Origin of the sequence: Sphingomonas dokdonensis (genome assembly GCF_002197685.1) — a bacterium.
In the GTDB taxonomy this organism is placed as follows: Bacteria; Pseudomonadota; Alphaproteobacteria; order Sphingomonadales; family Sphingomonadaceae; genus Sphingomonas; species Sphingomonas dokdonensis.
The window spans coordinates 264137-278536 of sequence record NZ_NBBI01000001.1 but is presented as its reverse complement, the minus strand read 5'-3'; the positions used below and the strand labels follow the sequence as shown (position 1 = coordinate 278536).

The window sequence follows — 14400 nt, the reverse complement described above, 5'->3', positions numbered from 1 at the left end:
AGCAACCCATGACCGACACCCTCACGAAGACCGCGGCGGCGAATGCGCCGATCAACGACACCCGCAAAGCGGAACTGCTGTCGAAGCAGGTCAAGCACATCGACATCAAGAGCTTCGACGCGCGCCCGATCGTCGATGCGATGAGCGACATGAGCTTCACCAGCCGTGACTTGGGCCGTGCGACCAAGATCTACAACGACATGCTGGCCGACAAGGACTGCACCGTCGTCCTCGTGATCGCGGGCTCGACCTCGGCCGGCGGCTGCATGGACCTGTATGCGGAGCTCGTTCGCAACAACATGGTCGACTGCATCGTCGCCACCGGCGCGACCATCGTCGACATGGATTTCTTCGAGGGCCTGGGCCACAAGCATTATCAGGCGCTGGAAGTGCCGGATGACGACACGCTGCGCTCGCTCTACATCGACCGCATCTACGACACCTACATCGATGAGCAGCAGCTGCAGGATTGCGACTTCACGATCAACAAGATCGCCGAGTCGCTGGAGCCGAAGCCCTATTCGTCGCGCGCTTTCATTCGCGAGATGGGCAAGTACCTGGTCGAGCACGGCAAGAAGGACAACAGCCTCGTCAAGCTCGCCTATGAGCATGACGTGCCGATCTTCTGCCCGGCGTTCGTCGATTCGTCGGCCGGCTTCGGTCTGGTGAAGCATCAGGTCGATGCCGCCAAGGAAGGCCGCCCGTACATGGTGCTCGACGCGATCGCCGACTTCCGCGAGCTGACCGAGATCAAGATCCAGGCGGGCACCACCGGTCTGCTGATGATCGGCGGCGGCGTGCCGAAGAACTTCATTCAGGACACGGTGGTGTGCGCGGAGATCCTCGGCCACGAGGATGTCGAGGTGCACAAGTATGCGGTACAGATCACCGTCGCCGACGTGCGCGACGGCGCCTGCTCGTCCTCGACGCTGCAGGAAGCGGCATCGTGGGGCAAGGTGAACACGGGCATCGAGCAGATGGTGTTCGCGGAAGCGGGCTCGGTCATGCCGCTGCTGGCGTCCGACGCCTATCACCGCGGCCATTGGAAGGATCGCGCCAAGCGCGGCTGGGCGAAGCTGTTCGCCTGATTGTATTGGAGCGGGGCGGCGTGGCTGCCCCGCTCCTACTCGCGCCCGCGCCTCCGTTGCGCCGCGCCGACATGCGTGACAGCAGATCGCGGTCGCGCTAGCCTTCGTTCATGATCTCCTTCGCGCTTCTCCAGCCTGCCGTTGCGCTGATCGGCTGGACGCTCGTGATGCTGGGCTGGATGCTCGCGACGCGGCTGCCCGCGATGCGGCGCGCCGGCATCCGCATGGGTTCGCTGGTCGGCTCGCGCGCTGCCGATGCGGACCGCTCGCTCCCTGCAGAGGCGCAGTGGAAGGCGCACAACTACAACCATCTGCTCGAACAGCCGGTGCTGTTCTATGCGCTGTGCGGCATCCTGACGCTCGCCGGACGCGCATCGCCGGTCGCGATCGCCTTGGCCTGGGCCTATGTCGCGCTGCGGGTGGCGCATAGCCTCGTGCAGGCGACCAGCAACCGCGTGAAGCCGCGCTTCATCCTGTTCGCGGTGTCGAGCGGGTGCCTCGTGCTGCTGACGCTGGTGGCCGGCCTTGCGGTGATCCGCGCGGGCTGAGCGTCGGTGGCGCTCAATCGGCGGGGCGGCGCATCGACCAGAAGCGGGGGCCGCCGCCGGGGACGGTCCATTCATCGGTCACGGCGAAGCCCAGCGTCTGGTAGAAACCGAGGTTCCGCTCGGTCGCGGTCTCCAGATGGGCGGGAAAGCGCCGCGCGACGCGGTTCAGGCCGGCGCGCACGACGGCGCCGCCAAGCCCCCTGCCCTGTGCTGCCGGATCGCAGCCCGCGAGGTGCAGGTACCAGAAGTCGCCCGACGGCATGTGCGCGTCGACCGCGTTGGCCAGCCGCAGCGCGCGCGGCAGGTTCGCGCCAAGCGCCCGCCAGAGCGGCCATGCGCGCCGCAGCATCGTGGCGATGCCGGTGGTCGGCGCGCCCGGCGGGCGCCACAAGGTCGCCGCCTCGCCGTTCTCCGTCATCAGCCGCATGCCCGCCGCGTCCTCGTCGAACAGCAGCGCGAACAGGCGCGGGAGCCTAGTCGCGCGATCGGCGGCATCGGGGAAGATCCAGCGCATCGCCGGATCGTCGGCAAAGGCGCGGCCCAGCATCGCCGCCACGCGCGCCCGCTCCGCGCCGCCGGCGAGCCGAACGATCGTCATGGCACCACGGTGGTGAACAGATAGGCTGCGAAGATCACCAAATGCACCGCTCCTCCCAGGATCGTCGTTCGTCCGGTCCCGAGCGACAGGGTGATGGTGAACAACGTCAGGATCAAGAGCGTGATGCTTTTCGCGCCGATACCGAGCGCCAGCGGCAGGTCGAGTACCAGCGAGACGATCGCGACCGACGGGATCGTCAGCCCGATCGTCGCCAGCGCCGAGCCGAGCGCAAGGTTGAGGCTGGTCTGGAGCCGATTGCGCTTGGTCGCGCGATAGGCGGCGAGCCCCTCGGGCGCGAGCACCAGGGCGGCGATCACCACGCCGACGATGGCGAGCGGCAGCCCGGCGCCGAGCACCGCGCGCTCCACCGTTGCCGACAGCCCCTTGGCGAGCAGCACGACGCCGACCAGCGCAATCAGCAGGAACACCAGCGCGGTCGCAGTGGTCGCGCCGCTGGGTCGCCCGGCATGCGCGTCGGCCGGCATGTCCGCGTCCGGCAGGAAATACTCCCGGTGCCGCACCGTCTGGACCAGCACGAAGATGAGGTAGAGAAACAGCGACACGATCGCGACGAACACCAGCTGCGCCGGAGAGTAGGTCGGCCCCGCGGCGCTGGTCACGTAATTGGGCAGCACCAGCGACAGCACGACCAGCGCGGTGAGCACGGCAAGCGCCGCACTGACGCCGTGCAGGGTGAAGCGTTGCTCGCCGTGCCGCAGCCCGCCCGCCATCAGGCATAGGCCGACGATGCCGTTCAGGATGATCATGATGGCTGCGAACACCGTGTCGCGGGCGAGCGCGGAGGCGTCACCAGCGTCCGAAAGCATCAGGCTGACGATCAGCGACACCTCGATCACCGTGACCGCGATGGCGAGCACCAGCGTGCCGAACGGCTCGCCGACACGGTGTGCCACCACCTCGGCATGATGCACGGCGGCGAGCACCGCGCCCATCAGGATCGCGGCGGCGGCAAGGGTGCCGACCAGCGCCATGTCGTACAGCGATACCGCCACGGCGACCGCGGACAGGAGTGGGAACAGGAGCGTATAAAGCGGCAGGTCTAGCCGCTGGAGCAATGCTCGCTTGCTTGCCGGTGGTACGATGCCGTCGACCATGTCGGGCTGTTCGGTCATCCAATCTCCTGGCTGGTGGTGACGGTGAGGTAGCGACGACGCCGAACGATGCCGCGCCGCCTTGCTTGAACAAAAGAAAACGGGCGCCGGTTTCCCGACGCCCGCTTCGTTCGTCCGGCGGCCGGAAGCGTCAGGCGGCGTCGACGCCCGACTTCTTCTTCTCGGCATAGACGCGGATCGGCTCCTTGCGGCCGTCGACCACGTCCTTGTCGATCATCACCTCGTCGACCGAATCCATCCCCGGCAGGTCGAACATGGTGTCGAGAAGGATCGCCTCAAGGATCGAGCGGAGCCCGCGCGCACCCGTCTTCCGCTCGATCGCCTTCTTGGCGACCGTGGTGAGCGCATCGTCGGTGAAGCCGAGCTTCACCTCCTCCATCTCGAACAGCTTCTGATATTGCTTCACCAGCGCGTTCTTCGGCTCGCTCAGGATCTTCACCAGCGCGGTGACGTCGAGATCCTCGAGCGTCGCGATCACCGGCAGACGGCCGACGAACTCGGGGATGAGGCCGAACTTCAGCAGATCCTCCGGCTCGGTCTGGCGCAGCACCTCACCGGTGCGCTTTTCCTCGGGCGAGGCGACATAGGCACCAAAGCCGATCGACTTGCCCTGCAGGCGATCGCCGATGATCTTTTCCAGACCCGAGAAGGCGCCGCCGCAGATAAACAGGATGTTCGTCGTGTCGACCTGCAGGAATTCCTGCTGCGGATGCTTGCGCCCGCCCTGCGGCGGCACGGAGGCGGTGGTGCCTTCCATCAGCTTCAGCAGCGCCTGCTGCACGCCCTCGCCCGACACGTCGCGGGTGATCGACGGGTTCTCGGCCTTGCGGCTGATCTTGTCGATCTCGTCGATGTAGACGATGCCGCGCTGCGCGCGCTCGACGTTATAGTCGGAAGCCTGGAGCAGCTTGAGGATGATGTTCTCGACATCCTCGCCGACGTAACCAGCCTCGGTCAGCGTCGTCGCGTCCGCCATGGTGAACGGCACGTCGAGGATGCGCGCCAGCGTCTGCGCCAGCAGCGTCTTGCCGCAGCCGGTCGGGCCGACGAGCAGGATGTTCGACTTGGCGAGCTCGACGTCGGCACCCTTGGCGCCGTGGTTCAGCCGCTTGTAGTGATTGTGCACCGCGACCGAGAGCACGCGCTTGGCCTGCTTCTGCCCGATGACGTAATCGTCGAGAACGTCGCAGATTTCCTGCGGGGTCGGCACACCGCCGTCCTTCTTGGACACGAGCGCCGACTTCGTTTCCTCACGAATGATGTCGTTGCACAGCTCGACGCATTCGTCGCAGATGAACACCGTCGGGCCGGCGATCAGCTTGCGCACCTCGTGCTGCGACTTGCCGCAGAAGGAGCAGTAGAGCGTGCTCTTGGAGTCACCGCCGCTGAGCTTTGTCATTCAATCACATCCTTTTCGGCCAGGCATGGTAACCCGGCCGATCTTGATCCGGCAATGCCGGAAAACGCGCAAACGGTGATCAGGCCGCCGCCGCCGCGTCGTCGGCGGGCGCCGGCCGCTTGTCGAACACCTCGTCGATCAGGCCGAATTCCCTGGCCTCGTCCGCGCTGAGGAACTTGTCGCGATCCATCGCCTTCTCGATCACCTCGATCGGCTTGCCGGTGTACTTGGCATACAGCTCGTTCATGCGATGCCGGATGCGCAGGATTTCCTTGGCCTGGATCTCGATGTCGCTGGCCATGCCCTGCGCGCCGCCCGACGGCTGGTGGATCATGATGCGCGCGTTGGTCAGTGCCACGCGCATCCCCGGCTCGCCCGCCGAGAGAAGGAAGCTGCCCATCGAGGCGGCCTGGCCGATGCACACCGTGCCGACGCGCGGCCGGATGTAGTTCATCGTGTCATGGATCGCCATGCCCGCCGTGACGACACCGCCCGGCGAGTTGATGTACATGAAGATGTCCTTCTTCGGATTTTCCGATTCAAGGAACAACAGCTGCGCGGTGATCAGGCTGGCCATGCCGTCCTCGACGCCGCCGGTCACGAACACGATGCGCTCGCGCAGCAGGCGGCTGAAGATGTCGAACGAACGCTCGCCACGGTTCGACTGCTCGATCACGATGGGAACGAGCCCGGCCTGCGTCTGCTGCATGCCGACCCCGGCGCGCGCCAGGGCGCCTGCGAAGTCGCCGGTCTCGAACGGATTGTGCATGAAAAAATCTCTCTTATGCCTCTAGGCCACCTATGTCGCGCGCTCGGCGTGCGACTTCAAGTGGGCCGGTTTAGTTGGCGCGGCCAAAGAAGGTGTAACTAAGCGCCACGCCGCCCGACAATTGATTGCGATCACCGAAGCGCCGCACCACCGGCGAGTCGCCGGCATCATCGATGAGCCGGTCGTACTTGGCGTAGGTGGTGATGCCCCAGTTGCGGCTCAACTGCTTCAGAAAGCCGGCATTGACCCCGACCGCGTGGATCCCGCCCGAAGGGCGAAAGCCCGGCAGCCCGGAGCCGGCGACCGCGTCAAGCGGCACGCCGAAATAGGCGCGCTGGTACTTGCCGTTCGAGAAGGTGACGCGCGGACCGATCGAGAACAGCCATTCGTCGCGCTCGCGCGCTATGTAATCGACCCCCGCCATGCCGATGAGCCCCTTGTGCCCGCCGATCCCCTGGCGCAGTTCGACACGCCCGCGGATCGGCACCGCGCTTGCCGTATATTGCGCGAACCCGCCGACTTCGACGGTAAAGCCGACGCGCGGCAGCCCGGGTATGTCGCGCGTGCGGCGCGATCCTTCAAAACTGAGCGCCGGGCCGAAGGCGAAACCATTCGAGTTGACGATCGAGATGCTGGAGCTTTCGTCCGCGGCCTCGAACGGGAACGGCGTGTCGCCGCTTACTCGGCTGAAATCGAGGAACGGTCGCACCACATGGCCGTCCGCGCCGGGATAGCGCGGGACTAGCTGCGGCCCCAGCGCGACACGGGTGCGGCGCGGCTGCTCCTGTGCCGTGGCGCCGGTCGCCCAAGCCGCAGCGAGGACGAGAAAAGCCGCCGAGCGGCCGAAGAGCGATGATGCCATAAGCGCAGCGTAAGCCAGTTGTTTGATCGCGCCTAGCGGCTTTAGCGCGCCTGCGGCGCGGGGTAGCCGAGATAGGCCAGACGGCGCACCTCAAGCCGGCCACGCACCACCGTGTCGAGGATTAGCCCGGCGAACAGCGACAGCGCGGCAAGGATGGTGAGCCCGGTGGCGAGGATCGCGGTGGGGAAACGGGGCACCAGGCCGGTCTGCGCATAGGTGATCGCCAGCGGCACCGCGAGGATGATGGCGAGCAGCAGCAGCGCCGCGCCAAAGGCGCCGTAGAACCAGAGCGGCCGCTCGATGCGATAGAGCGTCGCGATCGTGCCGAGGATACGCCAGCCGTCGCGATAGGTGCTGAGCTTCGACACCGACCCTTCCGGCCGCGCGAAATAGGGCGTCTCGACCTCTCCGACCGGCATCTTCAGCTCAAGCGCGTGAACGGAGATCTCGGTTTCGATCTCGAAGCCGACCGACAGCACGGGGAAGCTCTTCACGAACCGCCGCGAGAAGACGCGGTAACCGCTTAGAATATCGGTGAAGCTGCGTCCGAAGAGCTGCGCGAGCATGCCGGTGAGCATCGCATTGCCGAGGCGATGACCGCGGCGATAGGCGGCGGCGGCTTCGCCCACGCGGCAGCCGACCACCATGTCGAGCTGCTCCTCCAGCATGCGGTTGACCAGCGCCGGCGCAGAGGCCGCGTCATAGGTCGCGTCGCCATCCGCCATCACATAGACGTCGGCATCGATATCGCCGAACATCCGGCGCACGACCGCGCCCTTCCCCTGAATTCGCTCGGTACGGACGATGGCGCCGGCAGCACGGGCAACCTCTACCGTTCGGTCACGCGAATTGTTGTCGTACACGTAGATCGTCGCGCCCGGCAAAGCGGCGCGGAAGCCCGCCACGGTCTGCGCAATGGCCGCCTCTTCGTTGTAGCAAGGCAGCAGCACGGCGATTGTCGGCTCACGCACTGGTTCGAGCAAGGTCGGGTCCTTCCGTCGCCCCGCAGGATGGTCCTGCGGGCGCACTGCTTCGCGCAGCCACTAGCCGGAGAGTCTTGCGGAAGGGTGGATGCCGACACAAGCCGCGCGACGCCACCTTCCGAAAGCACGACACCCCGGACCTGGTCCGAGGTGCTGCCCACCGCGGGGCAGCACCTCTTTCCCGATCCGGGGTGGCAATCGGCGATACGCCGCGGCGGTTAGCCCTCGGTCTTGGGCGCCGCCTTCTTGGCCGGAGCCTTCTTCGCCGGCTTGGCTTCCGCCGCGCCTGCCTCGTCCGTCGCGGCGGGCTTGGCAGCCGCCTTCTTCGCAGCCGGCTTCTTCGCCGGCGCGGCCGCTTCCTCGCCGCCCTCGGCCGGCGCCTCGGCTGCCTTCTTCTTGGCGGCCGGCTTCTTCGCCGGCTTCACCTCAGCCTCGCCCTCGCCCGGAGCCGCGGCTTCGTCGACCGGTGCGTCGTCGGCCTTCTTCTTGGCCGCCGCCTTCTTCTGCTTGGGCTTGTGGTTGTCGTGATCGTGATGGTGCGTGCCGGTCGCGAAACCGTCCTCGCTCTCGATCGCGGCTTCCAGCTCCTCGCGGGTCGTCTCGCGCTCGGTCACGTCGGCCTTGTCGAACAGGAAGTCGACGACCTTGTCCTCGTACAACGGCGCGCGCAGCTGAGCCGCCGCCATCGGATCCTGCTGGACGTACTGGATGAAGCGCGTCTGGTCCTCGCCGCGATACTGCTGCGCGGCCTGACCGATCAGGCGGTTCATTTCCTGCTGGGTCACTTCGACGCCGTTGGCCTGGCCGATCTCGCTCAGCAGCAGGCCGAGACGGACGCGGCGCTCGGCGATCTTGCGGTAATCGTCGCGCTCCTTCTCCATCTCCTCCATGGCCGCCTTGGGATCGGGCTCATGGGTAGCCTCATGCTCCAGCTGCTGCCAGATCTGCGAGAATTCCGCCTCGACCATCGACGGCGGCACCTCGAAATCGTGGCCCGCGGCGAGCTGGTCGAGCAGCTTGCGCTTCATGTGCGTGCGGGTGAGGTTGTTGAGCTCCTGCTCGACCTGACCGCGAACCAGGCCGCGCAGCTGCTCCAGGCTCTCGAGGCCGAGGTTCTTGGCCAGATCCTCGTCGATCTTCGCCTCGCCGGCCGTCTTCACCGACTTGATGGTGAGATCGAAGGTCGCGTCCTGACCGGCGAGTTCCTTGGCCTGATATTCCTCGGGGAAGGTCACGGTGATCTGGCGCTCTTCGCCGGCCTTGGCGCCGACGACCTGATCCTCGAAGCCCGGGATCAGACGACCCGAGCCGAGCTCCACCGCCATGTCAGTGCCGGTGCCGCCGTCGAAGGCGACGCCGTCCATCGTCTTGCCGACGAAGTCCATGGTGACGAGGTCGCCGGTCTGCGCGGCATAGCCCTCGTCCGTGTCGTTCCAGCTCTTGGTCTGGTCCGCGAACTTCTGCAGCTGCTCGTCGATCACCTCGTCGGCAGCCGGGACGACCAGCTTCTCGAGCTTCAGGTCGTCGAGCGCGGGTGCGGGCACCTGCGGCAGCACCTCCAGCTCAACCGTCAGCTCGGCGTCCTTGCCCGGCTCATAGCCCTGGCCAAGCGCAACGGACGGCTGGATCGCCGGACGCAGCTGCTGCTCGGCGATCAGCGACTGGATGCCTTCCTGGATCGAGGTGTTGAGCGCTTCCTGCATCAGCGCGGGGCCGTGCATCTTGCGCACGATGTTCGCCGGCACCTTGCCGGGGCGGAAGCCGGGCATGCGCACCTGCGGCGCGACGCGCTTCAGCTCCGCATCGACGCGGCTTTCGATCTCGGCCGCCGGGATGGTCAGCGTGTAGGCGCGCTTCAGGCCCTCGTTCAACGTCTCGACAGTCTGCATCTTCGTGCCTTCAACAGAAAATTTCGTGGATGGTGCCTGTCCGCGGGCACGCCGCGGATGACTGGTGCGGGCGAAGGGACTCGAACCCCCACATCTTGCGATACTGGAACCTAAATCCAGCGCGTCTACCAGTTCCGCCACGCCCGCAAAAAGGCACCGTCGGTCGCGGGCCTCTATACCGCGCCGCGGCTCCCCGCAAGCATTGCCGGCAACCCGCATGCTCGCCCGCGCGTTATTCCCGCAGAAGAGGACAAAACATCATGGCCACCACCCCACCGCCCGAGCAGCCGGTCCAGCCCAGCCAGCCCCCCGAGCCTGCCGCACCGCCACCTGAAGTCGCCCCGCCGAGCCCGGATGTGGATCAGCCCGCGCCGGCATCGCCGGGCACCGATCCGGCGCCGGTACAGCCGAGCGCCTGAGGCGCAGGTTCACTTAGTACGACGGGAGCGACGACAGGCCGGCAGACCAGCCCGGCGCTGTCGTCAGCTTGCTGCCGCGCTGTCCGCCTTGCCCGGCAGTTCGCGGGAAAACAGGCGAAAGCCGCTCGGTAGCTTGCGGGGGCGCGATCCCTCGCAAACGTCCTCGATGACGCGGATCGCCGCCAGCAGGTCGCGCGGCGCATAGGGCTTGATGAGGCACCCCATCGCCATGCCCTCGGCCTCCGGCGGGCAATGGCCGGTGACGATCATCACGGGCACGCCATGCTCGCCGGCAACGCGCGCCACCTCGAGACCGCTGCCGTCGGCAAGGCCGAGATCGGCCAGCACCAGATGAATGTCGCTCGCCTCGTTCAGGATCGCCAGCGCGTGCGCCACCCGATCAACGGTGGCGACGATTTCATAATCCTGCTCACGCAGCAGATATTCGGTGTCAAAGGCGACCAGCGGCTCGTCCTCCACCACGAGGAGCCGAACGATCGACCGTTTCCGCTTGCCGAAGATCATTATCTGCGTTCCGCGCTGTTCGTTACGACCGTGGCCCCGTGAACATAACGCGTCTGTCGCCGCTCGGACGCAAATAATTTCGCGCCTGCGGCATAACCGATATATCAGGCGCGCCATGTCGAGTTCTTCGCGCGCCCAATCGCCGTCGCAGGCGCCCTTGCACCGTATCGCCAAACTGCTCGCCCGCGCCGGCGTCGCCTCGCGGCGGGAGATCGAACGCATGATCGAGGAGGGGCGAGTCGCGCTGAACGGCGCGCCGGTGGAAACGCCCGCCACGCTGCTGCCGTCGCTCGATGGGGTGACGGTGGACGGCAATGCGGTCGCCGCGCCCGAGGCCGCGCGGCTGTTCCTGTTTCACAAGCCGACCGGCGTGCTGACGACCGAGCGCGATCCGCAGGGCCGCGCGACGATTTACGATCGCCTGCCCAAGGGGCTGCCGCGACTGATGCCGGTCGGCCGGCTCGACCTCAACACCGAGGGGCTGTTGCTGATGACCACCGACGGTGGGCTGAAGCGCCAGCTGGAGCTGCCCGCAACGGGGGTGGAGCGCGCCTATCGTGCGCGGGCCTATGGGAAGGTGAGCCAGCCGCAGCTCGAGGAGCTGATCCACGGAGTCGAGATCGAGGGCGTGCGCTATGGCTCGATCGACGCAAATATCGAGCGGCGCACGGGCGCGAACCTGTGGATCGAGCTGATCCTGAAGGAAGGCAAGAATCGCGAGGTGCGGCGCGTGCTGGAACACCTCGGCCTGCAAGTCAGCCGGCTGATCCGCACCCGCTATGGCCCGTTCGTGCTGGGTGACCTGTCGCCCGGGCAGATCGGTGAGGTGCGTCATCATGACGTGGAGGCATTCCAGGCCGATCCGACGCGGCGCGAACTGCCGCAGCCGGCGCGACGGCGCGGGGTGGCACCGGTCGCGAGCGAGGCGCCGCGCGAGGTGGGGGGATTGCCCGCCGGCGCTCGTTTAGCGCCCAGCGGCGGCAGAGGGGCTGTCGGCGATGGGGCGAAAGGTCAACGACCGGCGGGCAAAGGCCGCCTGAAGCCGGCCAAGGGTCCGCGGCAACGCGCCGACGGCTCGCTCGCCGTGCGCGACGGGGGCGGCCGCACCGAACGGTCCCGCTCGTTTCGACAGGATCGCGGCGAGGAGGCGCCCGCTTCGGCTAGTCGTGCGGGGCGCACCGCGGGGGCGGATAGCCCTGCCCGGCCCATGCGAACCGGTGATGCCACGCGCACCGATCGGCCCATCAGGTTGGCAAGCCCGGCACGTTCCGGTGATACCGTGCGCGGTGACCGGGCCACCCGACCCGGCGGAGCTGCGCGATCGGGCGGGGCGGCTCGCTCGGATGGAGCGGCACGTTCGGACGGGCCTGGCCGCTTCGAGAAGCCCGATCGGCCGAGTGGCGGCGCCCGCGCGCGTGACCCCAACCGCACCGGCGCCCCCGGCCGGCGCGATGGGGCGCCACGTCCGCCGCGTCCGACCAAGCCGCGCGGCAGCCGCTGATGCGCATCATTGCGGGGCAATGGCGCGGACGGCAGCTTGTCGCGCCCAAGGGTGACACCACGCGTCCTACCGCCGATCGCACGCGCGAGGCGCTGTTTTCCATGCTGGTGAGCCGGTTCGGCACGATGGAAGGGCTGGCGGTCGCGGACCTGTTCGCCGGATCGGGCGCGCTGGGGCTGGAGGCGCTGTCGCGCGGCGCGGCCTCGTGCCTGTTCGTGGAGCAGGATCGCGCGGCGCTCGATGCCTTGCGCGCGAACATCGCCGCCCTGTCTGCCCCGAACACCGACGTGCGCGCCGGTAGCGCCATGTCGCTGGGGCCGGCGCGCGCGCCGCTCGACCTCATCATGATGGACCCGCCGTATGGCACCGGTGCCGGCGCGGTGGCGCTGCACAAGCTGGCGCGGCTTGGCTGGGCAGGACCGGCAACGTGGGTAAGCATCGAAACCGCCCGCAATGAGCCGGTGACGGTCGACGGCTTCGTCGAGGACGCGTCGCGGATCTACGGCAAGGCGCGCCTGACGCTGCTGCGGCTCGCCTGATTCACCCGCTGCCTGCCGCCACCCGGCGGCAGCACGATTAGGGTTGAACCACCACCGCATGCGTGTTCGCACGCGGGCGGGCGAGGAGCAGCGCGACGAGGCTCAGCCCGGCGGCGACGCTGGCGTACCAGCCAACGGCGTTCAGCCCGACATTGTCGGCGAGCGCCTGCGCGAACAGCGGCGTCAGGCCACCACCGAGCACGCCGGCGATGTTGAACGCCATCGACGTGCCCGTGTAGCGCACCCGCGGCGGGAACAGGCCGGGCAGCCACGCGCCCAGCGGGCCATAGACGAAGCCCATCAGCAGCAGCGCGAGCGACAGGTAGATGAAGACGAGCCCGAGCGAGCCGGAGCCCAGCATCGGCCCGAGCAGCGGCCCGGCGAGCACCACGCACACACAGCCGCCAGCGAGCACGCGGCGTTCGTCGAAGCGTTTGTCGGCCAGCCATGCCGAGCCGTAGATGCCGACAGCCATGAACAGGATCGCGCCAAGCTGCACCAGCAGCATCGATTGCATCGAATAGCCCAGCGTCTTGGTGCCGTAGCCGAGCGCGAAGGCGGTGCTGAGGTAATAAAGCGCGAAGCAGGCGATCGCGCCGATCGTGCCCGCGATGGTCGCCCAGCCGTGATGGCGCACCAGCTCGGCAAAGGGCACGGCGGGCGGCGGCGCTTCTTCCAGTGCGGCGGCGAACTCGGGTGTTTCGGTGAGCTTCAGCCGGATCCACAGGCCAAGCCCGACCAGCAAGGCGCTGATCAGAAAGGGTATGCGCCAGCCCCAGTCGCGGAACTGGTCTGGCGTCAGCCACAGGCCGAGCAGCAGGAACAGGCCGTTCGCCGCGATGAAGCCGGCCGGCGCGCCCATCTGCGGCGCGCTGCCGAACCGCGCGCGCCAGCCCGGCGGCGCGTTTTCCACCGCCAGCAGCGCCGCACCGCCCCACTCCCCGCCCAGTCCGAATCCCTGACCGAAGCGCAGCAGGCACAGGATCAACGGCGCCCACCAGCCGGCATCGGCATAGGTCGGGAGAAAGGCGATCAGCGTGGTCGAGACGCCCATGGTCAGCAGGCTGGCGACCAGCGTCGATTTACGCCCGATGCGATCGCCGAAATGCCCGAAGAACGCCGCGCCGATCGGCCGCGCGAAGAAGGCCACGGCAAGTGTGGCGAAACTGGCCATCTGCTGCATGCCGGGCGCGGCGACGGGAAAGAAAATCTGGCCGAACACCAGACTGGCGGCGGTGGCGTAGATATAGAAATCGTAGAATTCGACACCGGTGCCGACGAAACTCGCCAGCAGCACGCGGCGGGGAGAATTGGCGCTGGTCGGGATGCTCGTCATGCCTCCCTCTCCCCCCGTCATTGGCGCGCGTCAACATGGCCGCCGCGCAACAACATGGTCGCGCCCGGACACAAAAGGGCAATATCGGCGGCGTATATGATGGCCATCGGCGCCAATCCCCCCCGATCCGGCCCGATCACCGGGGCGCACGCGCCCGGTATTCCCTGAACTGCGGGGCGGCTGCCAGACCGGGAGCCGCCCCGTTTTTTGTGCGCCAGTCAGGCCCCGCGTGTCAGTCCACGCCGGGATAGGTCTGAAAGGCGGGAAGATCGGCGATGCCCGGTGCCCAGCCAAGCCGCTCCTTGACCATGATCTGTGCGCCCGGCGGCTGGCTTTCCGGATCGTCGAGCGTGCCTGATTGAATGTCGATGATTCCCGGCAGCACCTCGGGATTGCGATAGAACAAGCCGGTGCCGCACGCGCCGCAGAACTCGCGCGTGCCGTGCTGCGACGAATGGTAGCGAGCCGTCGCGCCGTTGATCGTCACCCGGTCCGCTCGCCACGCGATCCATCCCACCATCGGCGCCCCTGACCACCGCCGGCAGTCGCTGCAATGGCACACGGCATGATGCTCGGGCGGCCCGTCCGCCGACCAGCTGATTGCACCGCAATGGCACTTGCCCGTCGTTGCCATGACTCTCTCCCACTTGTTTCTGCAATGTTCTCATTGTTCAACCGGGGCAGCAAGACATAGTTTGGCGAACCCGAGCGCCTTTCGGGCGATGTCCGTGAGTGAACTGCGGGCGCGCCAGACGTCGTAATGGGAGCGGCCGGTTGTCGCCTCGTCGCTTGCCCCCGCCGCGCTCGTTCC

General features: G+C 67.4%; 15 protein-coding genes and 1 tRNA gene. 5 read left to right on the top strand and 11 right to left on the bottom strand.

Going from position 1 to position 14400, the window contains the following annotated elements:
• Positions 1 to 8 precede the first annotated feature (8 nt).
• Positions 9 to 1088, top strand: a complete 1080-nt coding sequence (locus SPDO_RS01295; RefSeq protein ID WP_088365648.1) for a 1,9-bis(guanidino)-5-aza-nonane synthase — start codon at positions 9 to 11, stop codon at positions 1086 to 1088.
• A 110-nt stretch (positions 1089 to 1198) separates the two neighbouring features.
• Complete coding sequence (locus tag SPDO_RS01290; protein WP_425441904.1) at positions 1199 to 1636, top strand: MAPEG family protein; 438 nt, start codon at positions 1199 to 1201, stop codon at positions 1634 to 1636.
• Between the two features lie 13 nt (positions 1637 to 1649).
• Here the strand turns inward: SPDO_RS01290 and SPDO_RS01285 are convergent, their stop codons facing one another.
• The 8 genes from SPDO_RS01285 to SPDO_RS01250 all read right to left on the bottom strand — a co-directional run bounded on the left by SPDO_RS01285 (position 1650) and on the right by SPDO_RS01250 (position 9416).
• Entirely contained in the window at positions 1650 to 2234 is a 585-nt protein-coding gene (locus SPDO_RS01285) for a GNAT family protein (protein ID WP_088365647.1), read from the bottom strand.
• Positions 2231 to 3367 carry a calcium:cation antiporter gene (locus SPDO_RS01280; protein ID WP_245828971.1) on the bottom strand — a complete coding sequence of 379 codons (1137 nt, stop codon included), beginning with the start codon at positions 3365 to 3367 and terminating at the stop codon, positions 2231 to 2233. Before SPDO_RS01280 ends, SPDO_RS01285 begins: the two co-directional genes overlap by 4 nt.
• A 130-nt stretch (positions 3368 to 3497) precedes the next feature.
• Positions 3498 to 4766 (bottom strand): ATP-dependent Clp protease ATP-binding subunit ClpX, encoded by a 1269-nt coding sequence (gene clpX, locus SPDO_RS01275; protein ID WP_088365646.1) that lies wholly within the window; start codon positions 4764 to 4766, stop codon positions 3498 to 3500.
• Between the two features lie 79 nt (positions 4767 to 4845).
• The gene (locus tag SPDO_RS01270; protein WP_281252541.1) at positions 4846 to 5535 is read right to left on the bottom strand and encodes an ATP-dependent Clp protease proteolytic subunit; all 690 of its coding nucleotides are present in this window, start codon (positions 5533 to 5535) and stop codon (positions 4846 to 4848) included.
• 70 nt (positions 5536 to 5605) lie between these two features.
• Complete coding sequence (locus SPDO_RS01265) at positions 5606 to 6397, bottom strand: MipA/OmpV family protein (RefSeq protein ID WP_088365645.1); 792 nt, start codon at positions 6395 to 6397, stop codon at positions 5606 to 5608.
• 41 nt (positions 6398 to 6438) lie between these two features.
• A complete protein-coding gene (locus SPDO_RS01260; RefSeq protein ID WP_088366295.1) occupies positions 6439 to 7380 on the bottom strand; it encodes a glycosyltransferase family 2 protein in 942 nt (313 codons plus the stop codon).
• 218 nt (positions 7381 to 7598) lie between these two features.
• Positions 7599 to 9269: a trigger factor gene (gene tig, locus SPDO_RS01255; protein ID WP_088365644.1), complete on the bottom strand. Its 1671-nt coding sequence runs from the start codon at positions 9267 to 9269 to the stop codon at positions 7599 to 7601.
• A 62-nt stretch (positions 9270 to 9331) separates the two neighbouring features.
• Positions 9332 to 9416, bottom strand: a tRNA-Leu gene (locus tag SPDO_RS01250).
• A gap of 113 nt (positions 9417 to 9529) precedes the next feature.
• Here SPDO_RS01250 and SPDO_RS16890 point away from each other — a divergent pair.
• Entirely contained in the window at positions 9530 to 9688 is a 159-nt protein-coding gene (locus SPDO_RS16890) for a hypothetical protein (RefSeq protein WP_169716227.1), read from the top strand.
• Between the two features lie 63 nt (positions 9689 to 9751).
• On the opposite strand, the gene SPDO_RS01245 is transcribed toward SPDO_RS16890, so the two are convergent.
• Positions 9752 to 10213 carry a response regulator transcription factor gene (locus SPDO_RS01245; protein WP_088365643.1) on the bottom strand — a complete coding sequence of 154 codons (462 nt, stop codon included), beginning with the start codon at positions 10211 to 10213 and terminating at the stop codon, positions 9752 to 9754.
• A gap of 115 nt (positions 10214 to 10328) precedes the next feature.
• Here SPDO_RS01245 and SPDO_RS01240 point away from each other — a divergent pair, with 115 nt between their 5' ends.
• Both SPDO_RS01240 and rsmD read left to right on the top strand, forming a co-directional pair.
• Positions 10329 to 11714, top strand: a complete 1386-nt coding sequence (locus SPDO_RS01240; protein ID WP_088365642.1) for a pseudouridine synthase — start codon at positions 10329 to 10331, stop codon at positions 11712 to 11714.
• Positions 11714 to 12253 carry a 16S rRNA (guanine(966)-N(2))-methyltransferase RsmD gene (gene rsmD, locus SPDO_RS01235; protein WP_088365641.1) on the top strand — a complete coding sequence of 180 codons (540 nt, stop codon included), beginning with the start codon at positions 11714 to 11716 and terminating at the stop codon, positions 12251 to 12253. The genes SPDO_RS01240 and rsmD overlap by 1 nt, the downstream gene beginning before the upstream one ends.
• A gap of 37 nt (positions 12254 to 12290) precedes the next feature.
• On the opposite strand, the gene SPDO_RS01230 is transcribed toward rsmD, so the two are convergent.
• Positions 12291 to 13589, bottom strand: a complete 1299-nt coding sequence (locus SPDO_RS01230; RefSeq protein ID WP_088365640.1) for an MFS transporter — start codon at positions 13587 to 13589, stop codon at positions 12291 to 12293.
• A 232-nt stretch (positions 13590 to 13821) separates the two neighbouring features.
• Positions 13822 to 14223 (bottom strand): GFA family protein, encoded by a 402-nt coding sequence (locus SPDO_RS01225; RefSeq protein ID WP_088365639.1) that lies wholly within the window; start codon positions 14221 to 14223, stop codon positions 13822 to 13824.
• Between the last annotated feature and the right edge of the window lie 177 nt (positions 14224 to 14400).

Coding starts and splice junctions, on each gene's coding strand:
- SPDO_RS01295 (WP_088365648.1), top strand. CDS start 9: ATGACCGACACCCTCACGAAGACCGCGGCGGCGAATGCGCCGATCAAC.
- SPDO_RS01290 (WP_425441904.1), top strand. CDS start 1,199: ATGATCTCCTTCGCGCTTCTCCAGCCTGCCGTTGCGCTGATCGGCTGG.
- SPDO_RS01285 (WP_088365647.1), bottom strand. CDS start 2,234: ATGACGATCGTTCGGCTCGCCGGCGGCGCGGAGCGGGCGCGCGTGGCG.
- SPDO_RS01280 (WP_245828971.1), bottom strand. CDS start 3,367: ATGACCGAACAGCCCGACATGGTCGACGGCATCGTACCACCGGCAAGC.
- clpX (WP_088365646.1), bottom strand. CDS start 4,766: ATGACAAAGCTCAGCGGCGGTGACTCCAAGAGCACGCTCTACTGCTCC.
- SPDO_RS01270 (WP_281252541.1), bottom strand. CDS start 5,535: ATGCACAATCCGTTCGAGACCGGCGACTTCGCAGGCGCCCTGGCGCGC.
- SPDO_RS01265 (WP_088365645.1), bottom strand. CDS start 6,397: ATGGCATCATCGCTCTTCGGCCGCTCGGCGGCTTTTCTCGTCCTCGCT.
- tig (WP_088365644.1), bottom strand. CDS start 9,269: ATGCAGACTGTCGAGACGTTGAACGAGGGCCTGAAGCGCGCCTACACG.
- SPDO_RS16890 (WP_169716227.1), top strand. CDS start 9,530: ATGGCCACCACCCCACCGCCCGAGCAGCCGGTCCAGCCCAGCCAGCCC.
- SPDO_RS01245 (WP_088365643.1), bottom strand. CDS start 10,213: ATGATCTTCGGCAAGCGGAAACGGTCGATCGTTCGGCTCCTCGTGGTG.
- SPDO_RS01240 (WP_088365642.1), top strand. CDS start 10,329: ATGTCGAGTTCTTCGCGCGCCCAATCGCCGTCGCAGGCGCCCTTGCAC.
- rsmD (WP_088365641.1), top strand. CDS start 11,714: ATGCGCATCATTGCGGGGCAATGGCGCGGACGGCAGCTTGTCGCGCCC.
- SPDO_RS01230 (WP_088365640.1), bottom strand. CDS start 13,589: ATGACGAGCATCCCGACCAGCGCCAATTCTCCCCGCCGCGTGCTGCTG.
- SPDO_RS01225 (WP_088365639.1), bottom strand. CDS start 14,223: ATGGCAACGACGGGCAAGTGCCATTGCGGTGCAATCAGCTGGTCGGCG.